Origin of the sequence: Clostridium sp. D43t1_170807_H7 (assembly GCF_015555905.1) — a bacterium.
Classification (GTDB): domain Bacteria; phylum Bacillota; class Clostridia; order Clostridiales; family Clostridiaceae; genus Clostridium.
On the sequence record NZ_JADNLK010000008.1, the window covers coordinates 58,791 to 76,849 of the forward strand.

14 protein-coding genes and 5 tRNA genes are annotated in these 18,059 nt (G+C 28.1%); 14 read left to right on the plus strand and 5 right to left on the minus strand.

Annotation, left to right across the window (positions count from 1 at the left end; translation table 11 throughout):
* Nucleotides 1-44: 44 nt before the first annotated feature.
* On the minus strand, nt 45-2,111 hold the full coding sequence (locus I2E98_RS06730) for a helix-turn-helix domain-containing protein (RefSeq protein WP_195468194.1): 2,067 nt from the start codon (nt 2,109-2,111) through the stop codon (nt 45-47).
* 205 nt (nt 2,112-2,316) lie between these two features.
* On the opposite strand from I2E98_RS06730, the gene clpB reads away from it, so the two are divergent.
* On the plus strand, nt 2,317-4,917 hold the full coding sequence (gene clpB, locus I2E98_RS06735) for an ATP-dependent chaperone ClpB (RefSeq protein ID WP_195468195.1): 2,601 nt from the start codon (nt 2,317-2,319) through the stop codon (nt 4,915-4,917).
* Nucleotides 4,918-4,962: 45 nt separating this feature from the next.
* Here the strand turns inward: clpB and I2E98_RS06740 are convergent, their stop codons facing one another.
* Complete coding sequence (locus I2E98_RS06740; protein ID WP_195468196.1) at nt 4,963-6,144, minus strand: MFS transporter; 1,182 nt, start codon at nt 6,142-6,144, stop codon at nt 4,963-4,965.
* A gap of 227 nt (nt 6,145-6,371) precedes the next feature.
* The gene (locus I2E98_RS06745) at nt 6,372-7,289 is read right to left on the minus strand and encodes an aldo/keto reductase (RefSeq protein ID WP_195468197.1); all 918 of its coding nucleotides are present in this window, start codon (nt 7,287-7,289) and stop codon (nt 6,372-6,374) included.
* Nucleotides 7,290-7,458: 169 nt separating this feature from the next.
* Between I2E98_RS06745 and I2E98_RS06750 the strand changes: the two genes are divergently transcribed.
* From I2E98_RS06750 to I2E98_RS06805, 12 genes are all read left to right on the plus strand, one after another.
* Nucleotides 7,459-7,532: transfer RNA gene (locus I2E98_RS06750), tRNA-Gly, on the plus strand.
* A 74-nt stretch (nt 7,533-7,606) separates the two neighbouring features.
* A tRNA-Arg gene (locus I2E98_RS06755) sits at nt 7,607-7,683 on the plus strand.
* Nucleotides 7,684-7,687: 4 nt separating this feature from the next.
* Nucleotides 7,688-7,763 (plus strand) — tRNA-His (locus I2E98_RS06760).
* A gap of 3 nt (nt 7,764-7,766) precedes the next feature.
* Nucleotides 7,767-7,841: transfer RNA gene (locus I2E98_RS06765), tRNA-Gln, on the plus strand.
* Between the two features lie 5 nt (nt 7,842-7,846).
* Nucleotides 7,847-7,922: transfer RNA gene (locus tag I2E98_RS06770), tRNA-Lys, on the plus strand.
* Between the two features lie 144 nt (nt 7,923-8,066).
* Nucleotides 8,067-9,065 carry an ATP-binding cassette domain-containing protein gene (locus I2E98_RS06775; protein WP_195468198.1) on the plus strand — a complete coding sequence of 333 codons (999 nt, stop codon included), beginning with the start codon at nt 8,067-8,069 and terminating at the stop codon, nt 9,063-9,065.
* Between the two features lie 2 nt (nt 9,066-9,067).
* Nucleotides 9,068-9,886 carry an ABC-2 family transporter protein gene (locus tag I2E98_RS06780; RefSeq protein WP_195468199.1) on the plus strand — a complete coding sequence of 273 codons (819 nt, stop codon included), beginning with the start codon at nt 9,068-9,070 and terminating at the stop codon, nt 9,884-9,886.
* A 5-nt stretch (nt 9,887-9,891) separates the two neighbouring features.
* Nucleotides 9,892-10,683: an ABC-2 family transporter protein gene (locus tag I2E98_RS06785; RefSeq protein WP_195468200.1), complete on the plus strand. Its 792-nt coding sequence runs from the start codon at nt 9,892-9,894 to the stop codon at nt 10,681-10,683.
* A 165-nt stretch (nt 10,684-10,848) separates the two neighbouring features.
* Complete coding sequence (locus I2E98_RS06790; protein WP_195468201.1) at nt 10,849-11,880, plus strand: LacI family DNA-binding transcriptional regulator; 1,032 nt, start codon at nt 10,849-10,851, stop codon at nt 11,878-11,880.
* 263 nt (nt 11,881-12,143) lie between these two features.
* Nucleotides 12,144-13,802 carry an alpha-glucosidase gene (locus I2E98_RS06795; protein ID WP_195468202.1) on the plus strand — a complete coding sequence of 553 codons (1,659 nt, stop codon included), beginning with the start codon at nt 12,144-12,146 and terminating at the stop codon, nt 13,800-13,802.
* Between the two features lie 98 nt (nt 13,803-13,900).
* A complete protein-coding gene (locus I2E98_RS06800) occupies nt 13,901-15,568 on the plus strand; it encodes a PTS transporter subunit IIBC (RefSeq protein ID WP_195468203.1) in 1,668 nt (555 codons plus the stop codon).
* A 12-nt stretch (nt 15,569-15,580) separates the two neighbouring features.
* Complete coding sequence (locus tag I2E98_RS06805) at nt 15,581-16,375, plus strand: endonuclease/exonuclease/phosphatase family protein (RefSeq protein WP_195468204.1); 795 nt, start codon at nt 15,581-15,583, stop codon at nt 16,373-16,375.
* Between the two features lie 125 nt (nt 16,376-16,500).
* Here the strand turns inward: I2E98_RS06805 and I2E98_RS06810 are convergent, their stop codons facing one another.
* Both I2E98_RS06810 and I2E98_RS06815 read right to left on the minus strand, forming a co-directional pair.
* Nucleotides 16,501-16,683, minus strand: coding sequence for an alpha/beta-type small acid-soluble spore protein (locus I2E98_RS06810; RefSeq protein WP_133015732.1), 183 nt, complete (start codon nt 16,681-16,683; stop codon nt 16,501-16,503).
* 234 nt (nt 16,684-16,917) lie between these two features.
* Complete coding sequence (locus I2E98_RS06815) at nt 16,918-17,508, minus strand: ECF transporter S component (protein WP_195468205.1); 591 nt, start codon at nt 17,506-17,508, stop codon at nt 16,918-16,920.
* A 208-nt stretch (nt 17,509-17,716) separates the two neighbouring features.
* Here I2E98_RS06815 and I2E98_RS06820 point away from each other — a divergent pair, with 208 nt between their 5' ends.
* Nucleotides 17,717-18,055: a hypothetical protein gene (locus tag I2E98_RS06820; protein WP_195468206.1), complete on the plus strand. Its 339-nt coding sequence runs from the start codon at nt 17,717-17,719 to the stop codon at nt 18,053-18,055.
* Nucleotides 18,056-18,059: the final 4 nt, after the last annotated feature.

The window sequence follows — 18,059 nt, forward strand, 5'->3', positions numbered from 1 at the left end:
TTATAAAAAGCATAAAAACACCTAAAAAAGGTGTTTTTGGTACGTTATTTTATATTTTTTAGTACTATTAGCTTAGCACCATAACCCTTAAGTTCAGTAATTATATTTAAAACAGAACTTTTTTTAGAATATTTAAATTCTATTTTAGGATAAGATGCTTTGTGAAGAATCTCCTTTTCTTCTTTTCTAAGTCTATCAGGAGAACCCATGGATAGCCAATAATTATAAGAGGAACCTATAGCTTCATTAAGTTCGTAGGTAATAATTCTAGTTGAGTTTTTTATATTTACTATATTAAGTGAGTATTTTCTTTCAAAAGATTTTTTTATACCCCCTTGTTGATAAATATCTTCATAGCTAACTAAGGTATTGACATCATCGTTATGAGAGTATAAAAGAATAGCATAATAGTCATCTGATTTTGTAACAATATATCCATCATCAAGTGAAATTATATCATTACCTAATTTACTTAATAGATAATATGCATAATATGATGGTTTTCTAATTCCCATATCATTAACTATACCAGGAGCCCCTATAAATACTTCATTTGTAATGTTTATTTCTTTCTCAAGAGCATCAAAGGCTTTAAGAAAGTTTAAAGAATTACTTTTAAAAATAGTGCTGTGAATTATATATGGAAGCATGTAGGCTGTATCATATATTGAATTTAAATCAGATTTAGAGGTAAAATCAACTTCACAAACTTCTAACTCATAAGAATCTTTTATATAATTACGTAGATTACTTTTAATTTCCTCAGATAATCTAGAATCAAATTGAAACTTAAAATCAGCAACTTCTACGATATCTAACTCTGAAAAATAGTCTAAAAAGCTACTCAAAATATTAGTATACTTTTCTAAAGAGTAATCTAAGTTGTCAAGTAAAATAAGAGGTTTTAGATATATGTTAGATAAAAATTCTAATACACCTTTTGCTTTATTCCAATTATAGAAATCAGAATCTAAAAATACTCCCATATCACTATGAAACATTTTTTCAAGGCGTCCATATTCAAAATGTATTTCTTCTTGTATTTCCTCTAATATATCCTTGTTATCTTCAATCAAAAGGTCAAAAGACTCTCCTAAGTTAATACATTTTTTAAAATCTTTTTCTAATGGATTTAATATCCTATCAACATCAACATGAATATTCCAAAGTTTATTTTCAAAATTAAATCTATTATAATTTTCTAAGCTGTAAGAAAGGGTTTCAAGAGCATCATTAAGGGAAAGTTCCACAAATTGCTTAGATAAATCATATTCTTTTTCTGTAGTGGCATATTTTTTTCTATATTGAAGAGGAGTACAGCCATAATAATACTTAAAGTTCTTATTAAAGTAACGTACATGAGAAAAACCTATTTCATCAGAGATTTCAGAAATACTCATATCGCTATCTAGTAATAGTTTTATAGATTCCTCAATTCTAGTTAGGTTAATCAAGTCTGTAAAGCTGTAACCAGTAGCATATTTTATCTCGTGAGATAGATAATGTGGGCTTAAGAATTCCTTTTTTGCAATTTCTTTTAGCGTAATATTATTATTGTAATTATTATATATATACTTCGAAATTCTATGGTATCTAGCTAATTGGTCTGTTTTTTCTTTTAATTCTTCTTTTTCATGAGTTAAATAATGAAAATTATTAACCAGATGATAAAGAAGTGTTATAAGAAGTTCTTCTATTTCTTCATCATAATCTTCTAATTTTTGAACGTATTCACAAAGCATTTGAGATAAAATTGTTTTTAATTCTTCATATTCAGGTCCGTTTTGGTCTTCATCATCATTGGAGTTAGTATAGAAAAATATATTATTTATATCTTTATAATATTTTTCAAAGAAAAATGGATCTATATTAAAAATTAATACTTTATTATCATCTACACCTTGAATTTCATGAGATTCATCTGAATTTATTATTTCAACTTCACGTTCCTTTAGTGTGAAGGAGTCTGTATCTATTTTAATGTGTAAAGAACCCTTTAAAACATATATAATCTCAATTGAATTATGCCAATGAGTTGGATAATTTTTTATATTCAAATACGAGATTTTTATAGGCAAATCAAAGGGATAATTTATATATTCTCTTCTCAAAATTTCACCTCTAATTTTAAAATAAATGTATCTTGTAAATATTATAGCAATAACTACCATTAAAAACAAAAAAATATATAAAAAAGTGATATACTATATATGGAATAAAAAACCAAAAAACAAAAATGAAATTTACTTTGACTTTCTTTGACTTTTGTATTAAAATTAAATTAAAGTTAAGAATACTAATAAGAGGTGAGTAGAAATGAACGTTGAAAGAATGACATTAAGAGTACAACAAGCATTAAATGATGCAAATTTAACTGCAGTAAAATATAATCATCAACAAATTGATGTTATTCATTTATTTTCTGCATTAGTAGAAGCTGAAGATGGATTAATTCCCAATATCTTCACAAAGATGGGAATAAACGTGAAGATGATGAAGGTTGATATAAAAAATGCTCTAGATAAAATGCCTAAGGTTACAGGTGATGGAGCAAATGGATCAGGAGTTTATATAACAAGACAAGTAGATGAGGTTCTTGTTAAGGCTGATGATTTAGCAAAGAAATTTGGAGATTCTTATATTAGTGTTGAACATTTAATGTTAGCTATTATAGAGGTTGATAAAAATGGACCTACAAAGCAAATATTAAATAAATATAATATAACTAAAGATAATTTTATGAAGGTATTATCAGAAGTTAGAGGAAACCAAAGAGTTGATACTCAAGATCCTGAAGGGACTTATGATGCACTAGCTAAGTATGGTACTAACTTAGTAGAACTAGCTAAAAAGCATAAATTAGATCCTGTAATAGGAAGAGATGATGAAATAAGAAGAACTATTAGAATTATTTCAAGAAGAACTAAAAATAATCCAGTATTAATAGGTGAGCCAGGTGTTGGTAAAACTGCTATTGTTGAAGGGTTAGCTGAAAGAATAGTAAGAGGGGATGTCCCTGAAGGATTAAAAGATAAAATTATTTTTTCATTAGATATGGGATCACTTATAGCAGGTGCTAAATATAGAGGTGAATTTGAAGAAAGATTAAAAGCAGTTTTAAAAGAAGTTCAAAATAGTGAAGGTAAGATTATATTATTTATAGATGAAATTCATACTATTGTTGGAGCAGGTAAAACTGATGGAGCAATGGATGCAGGTAATTTAATTAAGCCATTACTTGCAAGAGGTGAATTACACTGTATTGGTGCAACTACTTTTGATGAATATAGACAATATATTGAAAAAGATAAGGCACTTGAAAGAAGATTCCAACCTGTTATTGTTGATGAGCCATCAGTTGAAGATGCAATTTCAATATTAAGAGGATTAAAGGAAAGATTTGAAATTCACCATGGAGTTAGAATTCATGATTCAGCTATAGTTGCAGCAGCAAAACTTTCTGATAGATATATTCAAGATAGATATTTACCAGATAAGGCTATTGATTTAATTGATGAAGCTGGAGCTATGATAAGAACTGAGATAGATTCACTTCCAGCAGAATTAGATGCCATTAGAAGAAGAATTGTACAACTTGAAATAGAAAAAGAAGCTTTAACAAGAGAAAAAGATGAAGGTTCTAAGAAAAAGTTAGAGGCTTTAGAAAAAGAATATTCAGAACTTAAAGCTAAAAATGATGAAATGACAGCTAAGTTTGATAGAGAAAAGGGAGCTATCTTAAAGTTAAAAGAATTAAAAGGTAAACTTGATGAAGCTAGAGGAAACCTTGAAGCAGCTCAAAGACAATATGACTATAATAAGGCTGCTGAAATCCAATATGGTGAAATTCCTAGTTTAGAAGCTGCTATTGAACAAATGGAAGTAGAAGTTAAGGAAAATTATGAAGGTGCTTTATTAAAAGAAGAAGTTACTGAAGAAGAAGTTTCACAAGTATTATCAAGGTGGACTGGTATACCTGTTTCTAATTTATTAGAAGGTGAAAGAGAAAAATTATTAAGACTTGAAGATGAAATGCAAAAAAGAGTAATTGGGCAAGAAGAGGCTATCACATCTGTTACTTCTGCAATACTTAGAGCAAGAGCAGGATTAAAAGATATAAATAGACCTATAGGTTCATTTATTTTCTTAGGGCCAACAGGTGTAGGTAAAACTGAGCTTGCAAAGACTTTAGCAAGAAATCTATTTGATTCTGAAGATAATATTATAAGAATAGATATGTCTGAATATATGGAGAAACATGCTGTATCTAGATTAGTTGGAGCGCCTCCAGGATATGTGGGATATGAAGAAGGTGGTCAATTAACTGAAGCTGTTAGAAGAAAGCCTTATAGTGTAATATTATTTGATGAAATTGAAAAGGCACATGAAGATGTATTTAATATGTTCTTACAAATACTAGATGATGGTAGACTTACAGATAATAAAGGTAAAACTGTTGATTTCAAAAATACAATTATCATTATGACTTCTAATATAGGAAGTAGCTATCTTTTAGAAAATAAATCAGAAGATGGTATAGATCCGCAAATAAGAGAAGAAGTAATGAATGAAATGAAAATGAGATTTAAACCAGAGTTCTTAAACAGAGTAGATGATATTATAATGTTTAAGCCATTATCTGAAAATGGAATCACTAAGATTATTGATATCTTCGTTAATGAAGTTGCTAGCAGATTAAGAGATAGAAATATAACTTTAGATATCACACCAGAAGCTAAGCATATATTAGCAGTTGAAGGTTATGACCCAGTTTATGGAGCAAGACCACTTAAGAGATATATTCAAAATATTTTAGAAAATAAACTAGCAAGATTAATTATTGCTGGAGAAATTAATTATGGTTCTCATGTTGTAATTGATGGTAAAGATGATGAAATTGTAATTAGAACTGAATAGGAGGAAAAGGCTATGGTATTAAAAATACACATAGCCTTATTTTTATTATGAATACTTATTATTTAAAATTAAATTTGAGTTTAAAGGAATTAGCACTATAAAACTTATAAAAACTAAAATAGCAGAAATTAAAAATGGTAATTTATTTCCTATATCAAAGATAAATCCAGCAGTTAATGATCCGGTAACTTGACCTATTGCTTTAGATGAATTAAAAACTCCCATAAGAGATCCGTAATTTTCTTTAGCAAGTTTTGTTATTATACTTTGTTGTAGTGGGATATGTATACTTGCAAATGATACAAATATTACTGCACAAGTTAAGAATAAAATAACATTATTTGATATTACCATAAGAATTAATGAAGCTATAATACATAGAGTTATAGTTTTAAATATATTAATTTCTTTAAAGAACTTTGCCAATAAAGGTGTAAAAATTAAATTTACCATAAAACCAACTATTCCAACAAATGCCATGAATCCACCTATGAATGTAGGAGGAAGTTTTAAAACATCTTCTATGTAATAATTAATAGTGGAGTTATAGCTTGTTGATGCAAAGTAAAAGGCAATAACTATTATAAACATAATTATTAAGTTTTTATTTAAAAGCTTTGAATAATTAATTTTATTATAATTATTAGTTACGGAAGTTATAGAACTTTTCTCTTTTTTAGGTTCTTCTAATAATAAATATACTAAGGTACCTAAGATTAAACATAAAATAAATTGAGAAAAGAAAGTATATTTAAAATTATTGTTACCTATTACGCCTCCAAGAAGTGATCCTAAAGAGGAGCCAATTGTATTTGCAGATGCATAGTATGTAATATATTTTATTCTATTTTCTTTTGTTGTTATATCAGTTAAATATGCCATTGATGTAGTTAAATAGCTTACTACAAAAAATCCCCCAGTAAATCTAAATATAAGTATTATAAATGGATTAGTATTAAAACCAAAACCAAGTTGGCTTATACCATAGCCTATAGCACCTAATATTAAAAATTTAATTCGTCCTTTTTTATCAGATAAAGTACCAAATAATGGTGAACCAATAAAGTTACCAATGGACATTGCGGCAAAGAATAGTCCAAACATAAAGGTAGGTAATCCAAGTCTTGTTATAAACATAGGGGTAACTGGATGAGCCATGTTAAATGTAAGTGAACTAAACATAGTTAAAATTATAATAAATATTAATGATTTATTCTTATTTTTCATTTATCCTCCTCAATATAATTGTTTAAAAACATAAGTTTTTTTATATTTAATAGTATATCTATAAAATCAAAAAAATCCAATTAACTTTTAAGGTGATTACGTAGAAAATTGTACTTTTTAGCTTAAAAGTCAGTGATAGAGAAAAAATTGATTATATTACTTTCTGGAGATTATATAATCAATTTTTCGGCATCACGGCATTCAAGCCTTAACGAACAATTTAGTTATTAAGGGAGTTGATTTCCTGCTGATAGATATATAGAATACCATTCTTCACGAGTTAATTGTACGTTAGAAGCAGTACAGATATCTCTTAATCTACTTTCGTTCGTTGTACCAACAATAGTTTGTATTTTAGCTGGATGTCTAAGTATCCATGCTGTTGCAACTGCAGTGGAACTTACTCCATACTTTTCACCTAATTCTTTAAGTTTTTTATTAAGTTCAGGAAATTTTGGATTATTTAAGAATGTACCTTCAAAGAATCCATATTGGTAAGGTGACCATGCTTGAATATTTATATCTTTTAAACGACAATATTCTAAAATTGATCCATGTCTATCTATAGAAGGAGATATTTTCATGTTTACGTTTAAACCAGAATCAATAATTCCAGTATGCATAATGCTAAATTGAAGTTGGTTAATAGTAACTTTATTTTTTAAATACTTATTTAATAATTCTATTTGCATTGAATTGTGGTTACTAACACCAAAATTTCTAACTTTACCTTCGTTATATAGTTTTTCAAAAGCTTCATTTACTTCTTCAGGTTCCATTAATGTGTCAGGTCTATGCAATAATAATATGTCTAAATAATCAGTTTTCAATCTTTTTAATATAGAATCAACAGAATTTATAATATGTTCTTTAGAATAATCATAAAATCCAGGTCTAATAGCACATTTAGACTGAATAATAATTTTTTCTCTTAAAGATGTAGACATAGAAAGTGCTTCGCTAAAGATTTCTTCTGACTTTCCTTTGCCATAAATATCAGCATGATCAAAAAAATTAATGCCACAATCTAAGGCTGTATTAATTAAGCTATTAACTGAAGTTTTATCCATAGTTGAAATTCTCATGCATCCAAGACCTATTTCGGATGCCTTAATATTACCATTTGCCATTATTATTTCTTTCATAAATATAATCCTCTCTATGATGTAAATTATTAATTAATCATTTACATTATATCATTTAGATGAATTATAAGTCTATGTGGCTAAGATATTAAAAAAATAAATAAAAAAATGAAAAAATAGTGTTGACAAACATCGACAAACATAATATACTAAACAACGTAGTCGATGCGCGGGTATCGTATATCGGTAATACTCCAGCCTTCCAAGCTGGAAAGGTGGGTTCGATTCCCACTACCCGCTCCATTTTATTTGAATAGGAAACTCAGCAAAGCTGAGAAAATTCAAATAACTAAATCTAAGATTTAGATTTTCATTTTGCGTGTTTAGCTCAGCTGGATAGAGCAACGCCCTTCTAAGGCGTGGGCCAGGAGTTCGAATCTCTTAACACGCACCATATGGTGAACGTAGTTCAGTTGGTAGAGCGCCAGTTTGTGGCACTGGTTGTCGTGGGTTCGAGTCCCATCGTTCACCCCATATAGGGATATCGCCAAGCGGTAAGGCACCACACTTTGACTGTGGTATTCGTAGGTTCGAATCCTGCTATCCCTGCCATTTTTGGTTTACTAGCTCAGTCGGTAGAGCACTTGACTTTTAATCAAGGTGTCCGGGGTTCGATTCCCCGGTAAGCCACCAAAGCAACTAAGAATTTTCTTAGTTGTTTTTTTGTGCTTTTAAACAATATTACTGTAAAAAATTATAAAAATAACAAAGGAAATATGAATAATAGTTAAATAATGGTATAATATTTAATGAAGTAAAATAAAAAAGGGTGAGTTTATGATAAGGGTAGAGAATTTAACTAAGGAATTTAAGATTAATAAAAAATATCCAGGCTTTAAAGGCGCAATTAAATCTTTCTTTTCAACAGAGTATATTACTAAAAGAGCAGTAGATGATATTAGTTTTGAAATAAATGATGGAGAAATAGTAGGTTATATAGGAGCAAATGGAGCTGGAAAATCAACAACCATAAAAATGATGACAGGAATTTTAACACCTACAAATGGAATCGTTACCGTAAATGGTATAGTACCCTATGAAAATAGAGAAAAAAATGCTAAAAATATAGGGGTAGTATTTGGACAAAAGACTCAGTTGTGGTGGGACTTACCCATCTCAGAAACATTTTCACTATTAAAAGATATATATGATATTAGTGATAATGATTTCGAAGAAAGAATGAACTTTTTGAAAAAGGTATTAGGATTAGAGGAATTCTTTTTAAATCCTGTTAGAACTTTATCTTTAGGACAAAGAATGAGAGCTGATTTAGCTGCTGCCCTTATACATAATCCTAAAGTTATATATCTAGATGAGCCTACTATAGGATTAGATGTAGTTGTAAAGGAGAGTGTACGTAAAGCAATAAAAGAAATAAATAAAAAATATGGTACAACCATTATATTAACTACTCATGATTTAAATGATATAGAAGAACTTTGTAGCAGAATAATCATAATTGATAAGGGTAAAAAAATATATGATGGTGAAATTGAAGGGGTTAAAGAAAAATATGGTTATTTAACTACAGTAGAGATACAGGTAAAAGAAAATATAAATTTAGGTAAATTTAATGAATTTACAGATATAAAAGAAGATGAGGAATTTAATTTATCATATAAAGATAATAAGTTATTTATAACATTTAATAAAAATAAAATATCTTCAACAGATATTATAGGAAGAACAATGAAAAAGTTAAATGTTATTGATTTTTCAATAAAAGAAACTAGCATAGAAGATATAGTTAAAAAGATGTATAGAAATGAGGTATAAAAATGGAAGGAATAAAAGGAATAAAATCTTATCTACCCTTTACCAGAAATGTATTTCAACGTCTTATTTCATATAAAGCTAATGCAATAATATTTATGTTTGGTGATTTTCTCATGTTAGCCGTTACTTATTATTTATGGAAAGCTATTTATGGAAGTACTGCTGAAACTGTATTAAATGGATTTACTTTTAATGAAATGATAATATATATATTCATATCATTTTTAACATCAATAATGATAAATGTTGATATAAGTTATGATATATCAAGAGAAGTTAAGGATGGTTCAATTGCAATTAATTTAGTGAGACCTATAAACTATGAAAAAAGAATGCTTTTTCAAGGGTTAGGAAATGTATTGTATAATTTTATAATTATATTTATAATAGCATTTTCTGCTACTACATTTTTATTTTATAAGTTTTTTGGATATATAAGTATATTTAGAATAATTATTTATTTTATAAGTATTATTTTAGGTATTTTTATAAATTTTTATTTTAGTTATATATTTGGACTTATTTCTTTTAAGATAACAAATATGTGGGGGTTATCACAAATAATGCAAGCTATAGTAAATTTGTTATCAGGAACTTTAATACCAATAGCATTTTTCCCAAAATGGGCACAAGCTATAATAAATTTTTTGCCTTTTAGTTCTGCTATATATACTCCATCAATGATTTACTTGGGGAAAATAAATGGAATAAGTATTTTATTTGCTTTAGGATTACAATTGTTTTGGGGGCTTGTACTAATGATAATAGCTAAAAAAATGTGGAAAGCTTTAATTAAGAGTTTAACAATTCTAGGGGGATAAGATATATGAAAAGATATTTTAGGTTATATTTAAAGTTTTTGGAACAGTATATCAAGACCTTAATTGAATATAGGGCAGATTTTGTATTAGGTCTTATAGGATTTTTGTTTGTGCAATCTATAGGGGTAATATTTATTGCATTAATATTTAATACTATACCATCATTGAAAGGCTGGAGTTTTTATGAAATATTATTTATATATGGCTTTGCACAAATTCCAAGGGGAATAGATCATGTATTTACAGATGAACTTTGGATATTTAGTTGGCAAACTATAGTTGAAGGTAAATTTGATAAATATTTAGTACGTCCATTAAATCCACTATTTCAAGTAATAGTAGAAAAATTTCAGCCCGATGGATTTGGAGAAATAGTTATAGGTACTGTTCTTTTAGTTACTTCATGGATAAAGCTTGGATTGGATATATCTATTGCTAAAATAATATCATTAATAGTTGTTATAATTTTTGCAAGTTTGATTTATACTGCAATAAAGTTGGCAGTAACATCTATTGCATTTTGGATAAAATTTGCTCAAAGTTATTTATTTATGGTTTATCAATTAAGTACTTTTGTAAAATATCCTATTACTATTTATCCAGCCTGGATAAAGGGAATAATAACCTTTATGATACCATTTGCTTTTACAGGATATTTTCCAAGTGCATATTTTTTAGGAAGGGAAAGTTTCTTTAGTGGTATTTTATTAACCTGCATAGTTGGAGTAGTTAGCTTAATTATTGCCTATAGAATTTGGTTAATTGGAATGAAGAGATATGAAAGTAGTGGTAGTTAAATAAAATATTATACTTGAAATAGAAAATGAAAAAATTTATTAGAATATAGTTAATAGCACAGCAATATTTAGTAAAATATGTAAAAATTATGCTGTGCTTCTATTTATTTTATTATAAATTTGTACTATAATAATTTTGATATGAGAAAGTAAGAGGGAGTATTTATGAAGGTAACAATAAAAGATGTAGCAAGAGAGGCAAAAGTGGCAACGTCTACAGTATCAAGGGTTTTAGCCAATAGCAGTAAAATAAGTGAAGAGACAAAAGAGAGAGTTAATGAAGCAATAAAGAAATTAAATTACACTCCAAGTGTTGTAGCAAGGGGCCTTGCTAATAATAAAACAAGGATACTAGCAGTTTTATTACCAGGAGGGGCTGAGGTGTCTTTTGAAAATCCCTTCTTTGTTCAAGCAATGAAGGGAATTAGTATGTATTCACAAAAAGAAGATTACTATATAATATATGCTTTTAATGAAAATAAAAAAGGTGATGAAGAATGGATAAAAAAATTTACTGAAGGTAATCTTGTAGATGGAGTATGTTTATTTAACGTAAAAGATAATGATATAACTATTAACTATTTAAAGAAAAAGGAATTTCCTTTTGTTGTAATAGGTAGGCCAGATGAAATTCATGGTGTTTTATGGGTAGATAATGATAACTTTGCAGCTATGTATAACTTAACTCAAAATATGATAGAGTTAGATAATAAGAAAATATCATTCATAGGAGCTAAACCTGAAATGAATGTTTCTAAGGATAGATTAAATGGATACAAGCAAGCATTGTTCAGTAGAAATATAGAGCTAGACAATGAATTAATTATAGAGATGGATGATTTTTCGGAGGAAAATGGTTATTTAGCAGCAAAAAGAATATTAGAAAAAAATAAAGTAGCAGCTTTTGTAACAACGGATGATTTACTTGCTTTTGGAGTACAAAAAGCGATTCAAGAGTTAGGATATAAGGATATATCTATAGTGGGATTTAATAATATACCGTTAACTCAATATAAAAATCCACCATTAGCATCTGTTGACATTAATTCTGAAAAATTAGGAATGTATGCTACTAAATTGCTAATTGATAAATTAGAAAATAGAGAAAGTAAAGGATATTATGTTATTGAAACTAAGCTTGTTGAAAGAGAATCATTAAAAAAAGAAAATATAAATTTAATGCAACCGATTGCATAATATAAAGAAAATGAAAGATATTGCAAGTTGATTTCAAAATTTGACTAAAAATAGGATAATTTAATTATTGTAAACAGTTTCTTGGAATGTTATAGTAAACTCATGGAGCTGGTAACGGTTTAGTAAATTAACTGGTAACGGTTTAGTGAATTATAAGCTTAACAGATGGACAAGCTCATAATGTAAATATTGTACAGTACTATTTACTGTACATATTATTTAAACGTTTATGCAATCGATTGCGTATGAAGAGGTGAGTTTTAATGAAAGAAGTTTGGTGGAAAGAGGCTGTAGGATATCAAATATATCCTAGAAGTTTTAAAGATTCTAATTGTGATGGAATAGGCGATTTAAAGGGGATAACTTCTAAATTAGATTATTTGAAAGATTTAGGTATTAATGTAATTTGGATATGTCCTATGTATAAATCGCCAAATGATGATAATGGATATGATATAAGTGATTATCAAGATATTATGGATGATTTCGGAACAATGAAAGATTTTGATAAATTGTTAGAAGAGGTTCATAAGAGGGATATGAAACTTATAATAGATTTAGTAGTAAATCATACTAGTGATGAACATGAATGGTTTATAGAGTCTAGATCATCGAAGGATAATCCAAAGAGAGATTGGTATATTTGGCGAGAAGGCAGGAATGGAATGGAACCTAACAATTGGGAGAGTATTTTTAAAGGATCAGCATGGGAATATGATAAAAATACTGAGGAATATTTTTTACATTTATTCACAAAGAGGCAACCAGATTTAAACTGGGAATGTAAAGAGTTAAGAGAAGCAGTTTATAATATGATAAATTGGTGGTTAGATAAAGGAATTGATGGATTTAGAGTTGATGCAATTAGTCACATAAAAAAAGAAAAAGGATTAACAGATATGAATAATCCAGAAGGTTTAAAATATGTGGAATCTTTTGATAAGCATATGAATGTGGAAGGTATACATAAGTATTTGAAAGAGCTAAAAGAGAGAACTTTTGATAACTATGACATTATGACTGTTGGAGAAGCAAATGGGGTAGATGCTGAAGAAGCTGACCTTTGGGTGGGAGAAGAAAATGGAAAGTTTAATATGATATTTCAATTTGAACACTTACATCTTTGGGGAGCTGAAAGTGAAAATACCTTTAATGTAAAGAATTATAAAAAGGTATTAACAAAGTGGCAAAAGGCATTAGATGGTAAAGGGTGGAATGCATTATATATAGAAAATCATGATATTCCTAGAGTAATTTCTACATGGGGAAATGATGAGGAGTATTTAAGAGAGTGTGCAACGGCATTTGGTCTTATGTATTTTATGCAGCAAGGAACACCTTTCATATATCAAGGTCAAGAAATTGGAATGACAAATGTTAAGTTTGATTCAATTTATGATTATAACGATGTAAGAGGGATAAATATATATAAGGAAAAATTATCAGAAGGGTTGAGTAAAGAAGAGGCATTAAAGTATGTATGGGCAGTATCAAGAGATAATTCTCGTACTCCGATGCAATGGGATGATAGTGTTAATTCAGGATTTACTGAAGGAAAGCCTTGGATAAATGTTAATGAAAATTATAAGAATATAAATGTACAAGCACAATTAAAAGACGAAAATTCAATTTTAAATTTTTATAAAAAAATGATTAGAATAAGAAAAGAGTATAAAACGTTAATTTACGGTAGTTATGATCTTATTTTAGATGAAGATGAGAAAATTTATGCGTATACAAGAACTATGGATAATGAAAAATTCATAATAATAGTAAATTTATCACACGATGAAGCAAAATATAATTATGAGGAAGAATTAAACTACGAAAGATTATTATTAAGCAATTATAATGTTGATAAACATAATGCAATAAAAGAATTTATTTTGAGACCATATGAAGCAAGACTTTACAAGATATAGGTATGTAAATAAAAAATAGAACTCTGGTATATTAAATACTTAAAATAAAAAATATAAATTTAGGAGGTTAATCCTCCTAATGAAAAGGGGAATAAAAAATGGGTAAAACAAAGAAAAAGGGCAAATTATTATCTTTCGATTTTTGGCAAAAATTTGGTAAGGCGTTATTAGTAGTTATTGCTGTCATGCCAGCAGCTGGATTAATGATAACTATAGGAAAACTGCTAGGAATGTATTTTGAGGCAGATATAATACAAGCAGTATCAAGAGTTATGGATAATATAGGTTGGGGAATAATTGGAAACTTACATATATTATTCGCAGTTGCAATAGGTGGTTCATGGGCTAAGGAAAGAGCAGGAGGAGCTTTCGCAGGATTATTATCATTTATTCTTATTAATCGTATTACAGGTGCGATATTTGGAGTAAGTACTGAAATGTTAGCAGATAGTACTGCAACGGTTAAGTCATTGTTAGGCGCAACATTAACAGTTCCAGATTACTTTACAAGTGTTTTAGGCTCTCCAGCACTAAATATGGGTGTATTTATAGGAATTATTTCAGGTTTCTTAGGTGCAACATTATTTAATAAATATTATAACTATAACAAATTACCACAAGCGTTAAATTTCTTTAATGGAAAAAGATTTGTTCCATTCGTTGTTATTTTATGGTCAACAGTTACTGCTGTTATATTATCTATAGTTTGGCCTTTTGCTCAAGGTGCTTTAAATAACTTTGGTATTTGGCTTGCAAATTCAAAGGATACAGCACCAGTATTAGCACCATTTGTATATGGAGCATTAGAACGTTTATTATTACCATTTGGATTACATCATATGTTAACGATTCCTGTTAATTATACTGAATTAGGTGGAGTTTATACATCGTTAACAGGAGCAGCAGCAGGTACAGTTATTGCAGGTCAAGATCCATTATGGTTTGCTTGGATAACAGATTTAATTAACTTTAAGTCTGCAGGAAATATGGCTGAATATAATAATTTATTAGCAACAGTAACTCCAGCAAGATTTAAAGCTGGACAAGTAATATTATCAACAGCATCATTATTAGGTGTTGCATTAGCCATGTATAAGAATGTAGATACAGATAAAAAGAAAAAATATAAATCAATGTTTATATCAATTAGTTTAGCAGTATTTTTAACAGGTGTAAGTGAGCCAATAGAATTCTTATTTATGTTTATTTCCCCAGTACTTTATGTAATTTATGCAATATTAACAGGACTAGCATTTGCTTTAGCTGATGTAATTAATTTAAGAGTTCATGCTTTTGGTGCAATAGAGCTTATCACACGTGTACCTATGATGATTAATGCTGGATTACTTGGAGATGTTATTAATTTTGTTATTGCGTGCTTAGCATTCTTTGGAATTAACTTTGGTGTGTTTAGTTTTTGTATTAAAAAATTCAAGATTCCAACTCCAGGACGTTTAGGGAATTATGATGAGGAAGAGTCAAATGATGCAAAAAATGAAGCCGCAGTAGATAAGGCAACAGCTAATGATGTATTGTCTTTAAAAATAATTTCTTTATTAGGTGAGAAAGAAAATATTGAAGATGTTGATGCGTGTATGACACGTTTAAGAGTAACTGTTAAAGATATTGAGAAGGTTGCAGATGAAAAAGAGTGGAAGAAAAATGGAGCTCTAGGATTAATATTGAAAGATAGTGGAGTTCAAGCAATTTATGGTCCAAAGGCAGATGTATTAAAATCAAATATTCAAGATATATTAGGAGTTTAGTAGGGGTTTAATATGAAACTTTTAACTTTAAATTGTCATTCGTGGCAAGAGGAAAATCAAGCTGAAAAAATTAAATATTTAGCAAGTGTTATTAAGGAAAAGCAATATGATGTAATTGCACTTCAAGAGGTAAGTCAAAGGATTGATGCTAAATCTGTTGATTCAAGAATTAAAGAAGATAACTTTGCTAGATTATTGATTCAAGAATTAAATAAACTTGATGACTATAAATATAACTTCATATGGGATTATTCACATATAGGATATGATATATATGAAGAAGGATTAGCGATACTTACAATTCATGAAATTAAAGATTCTAAATCCTTTTATATTTCACAAAGTAATGATAAAAGCAATTATAGAAGTAGAAATATAGTTAGTATAACAATTGAACTGAATGATGAACTAATTGATTTTTATAGTTGTCATGCGGGTTGGTGGAATGATGATATAGAACCTTTTAAATATCAAGCTGAAAAGTTGTTAGAAAATATATCAAATGAAAGATTATCATTTATTATGGGGGACTTTAACAATAATGCATTAGTAAGAAATGAAGGATATGATTATTTAATAAATAAAGGGTTAATAGATACTTATTGCATTGCTGAAGAAAAAGATTCAGGGGTAACCGTTAAGGGAGAAATTGCTGGTTGGGAAGCTCAAGGTGAAGATAAAAGATTAGATCTAATATTAAGTAATAAAGAGATAAAAGTAAAAAAATCTAACGTAATATTTAATGAGATAAATAAACAAGTAATTTCTGATCATTATGGAGTAGAAGTTTTTATAGAAAAGAAATAGACAGTTATATAATTATTTTAATAAAGTCTATTATAAATAAAATTATATAAAGGTAAAGAGTGTAAATATCAATTTTGATATTTACACTCTCTTATTTTGTTTTATTAACTTATTTTTAAGTTAGCTTATTTAATTCCTTGTTCGTATTGTTCAACCATTCTCTTAACCATTTCGCCACCAACGCTTCCACATTGTTTAGAAGTTAAGTTTCCGTTGTAGTCTGTGAAAGGAACTCCCATTTCGCTTGCTACTTCATTTTTAAATTTTGATAATCCGTTTTTTGCTTCTGGTACTAACTTTTGAGCCATAAAAGACCCTCCTTTAAATAAATTAATATTTATGTTCCTTTGTAAGTAATTAATTTTTACTTACACTAGTATTATGTGCAGAGTTAATTTATATAATCTATTAAAAACAAGGGAATAGAGGAAAAAAAGAATATTTTAACTAGCATATGGGAGTAAATTATATAATGGTAAAAATATAAAAAATTAATACATACTTAGATAATTATGGATATCCTAGTATGTATTAAAATGTAATTATTTTCTTTTCATTTTTAGCATTGTAACAACTATTGGTATTGTTATTAATGCAGAAACTATAGCTTCAGGTATTCCATTGGTCAATCCAACAGTAAGCAAAGTACCAGCTACTGCTTCTCTTGATATTTCTCTTGCTTGTGCGTATCTATCTAGATATAAAATATAAGTTAGTCCTAATACCCCAATTGTATTAGTTAGAGTACCTAAAATTGCTGCAACACCTGCACAAATTCCAGTATTTTTTATTTTGCTTTTAAGTAGTTTAAATGAATAATATGCTACTACACCAATAAGCATTCTTGGAATTAATGCAACTATTGGATTCCAAAATATAAAGGATGTTAACCCAGGAGCAGTAATATTTTGATACATTGAGAATAATCCAAAAATTAATCCTACAGCAATACCTACAACAGGACCTTCTAATAAAGCACCTATGATTACAGGAACATGCATTATAGTAAGGCTAAAAATAGGTAGGCGAATTAATCCTAAACCACTTATACCAAGAAATATAGAGATTCCGCCTAGTGCGCCTATGAGAACAAGCCTTCTCGTTTTAGAACTAGAATTAGTATTTCTTTTCATTAGTATTTCTCCTTACATTGTATAAAAATTTATTAAAATAATGTTCAAATTTTAATTTAATATAAAAATACAAATTTTTCAATGGAAAATAAATTATTATTTTGAGTGTATTATATTTTAAGGGTAAAATAACTAAAAAATGTTGAATCGTATAAAATAAATGATATATTATGAGTAGAGTATATTATTTATGTAAGGAGTAAAAAAGATGAAGTTATTTAAAATTAAAGATTTAGTTTTTAATAGAGAGGATTTTTTAGATGATATAAATGAATTTGAGGATTTATTACCGATAATAGAAGAATTGCAAGATGAATTAACATATGAAGAGATTGAATGTGTTGGTGAAAATGATTGTTGTGGAAAAAGTAATAAAAATTATATAGTTGAAATTCAAGGATTTTTAAATCAAGAAGATGAATTTATAACTAAAAAAGAGATTGAGGAAAATCCTAGTTTATTTAATGGGCAAGTAATGGATTTATTTGTTATTAGGCTATACAAATGTGTATCTTGTGGAAAATGGATTATAGATATTTTGGAGTAGTACC

Excerpts from the sequence above, each read along its gene's own strand:
- I2E98_RS06805 (WP_195468204.1), top strand. The coding sequence starts at position 15,581 with ATGAAACTTTTAACTTTAAATTGTCATTCGTGGCAAGAGGAAAATCAA.
- I2E98_RS06785 (WP_195468200.1), top strand. The coding sequence starts at position 9,892 with ATGAAAAGATATTTTAGGTTATATTTAAAGTTTTTGGAACAGTATATC.
- clpB (WP_195468195.1), top strand. The coding sequence starts at position 2,317 with ATGAACGTTGAAAGAATGACATTAAGAGTACAACAAGCATTAAATGAT.
- I2E98_RS06820 (WP_195468206.1), top strand. The coding sequence starts at position 17,717 with ATGAAGTTATTTAAAATTAAAGATTTAGTTTTTAATAGAGAGGATTTT.
- I2E98_RS06780 (WP_195468199.1), top strand. The coding sequence starts at position 9,068 with ATGGAAGGAATAAAAGGAATAAAATCTTATCTACCCTTTACCAGAAAT.
- I2E98_RS06795 (WP_195468202.1), top strand. The coding sequence starts at position 12,144 with ATGAAAGAAGTTTGGTGGAAAGAGGCTGTAGGATATCAAATATATCCT.
- I2E98_RS06775 (WP_195468198.1), top strand. The coding sequence starts at position 8,067 with ATGATAAGGGTAGAGAATTTAACTAAGGAATTTAAGATTAATAAAAAA.
- I2E98_RS06740 (WP_195468196.1), bottom strand. The coding sequence starts at position 6,144 with ATGAAAAATAAGAATAAATCATTAATATTTATTATAATTTTAACTATG.
- I2E98_RS06790 (WP_195468201.1), top strand. The coding sequence starts at position 10,849 with ATGAAGGTAACAATAAAAGATGTAGCAAGAGAGGCAAAAGTGGCAACG.
- I2E98_RS06810 (WP_133015732.1), bottom strand. The coding sequence starts at position 16,683 with ATGGCTCAAAAGTTAGTACCAGAAGCAAAAAACGGATTATCAAAATTT.
- I2E98_RS06745 (WP_195468197.1), bottom strand. The coding sequence starts at position 7,289 with ATGAAAGAAATAATAATGGCAAATGGTAATATTAAGGCATCCGAAATA.
- I2E98_RS06815 (WP_195468205.1), bottom strand. The coding sequence starts at position 17,508 with ATGAAAAGAAATACTAATTCTAGTTCTAAAACGAGAAGGCTTGTTCTC.
- I2E98_RS06800 (WP_195468203.1), top strand. The coding sequence starts at position 13,901 with ATGGGTAAAACAAAGAAAAAGGGCAAATTATTATCTTTCGATTTTTGG.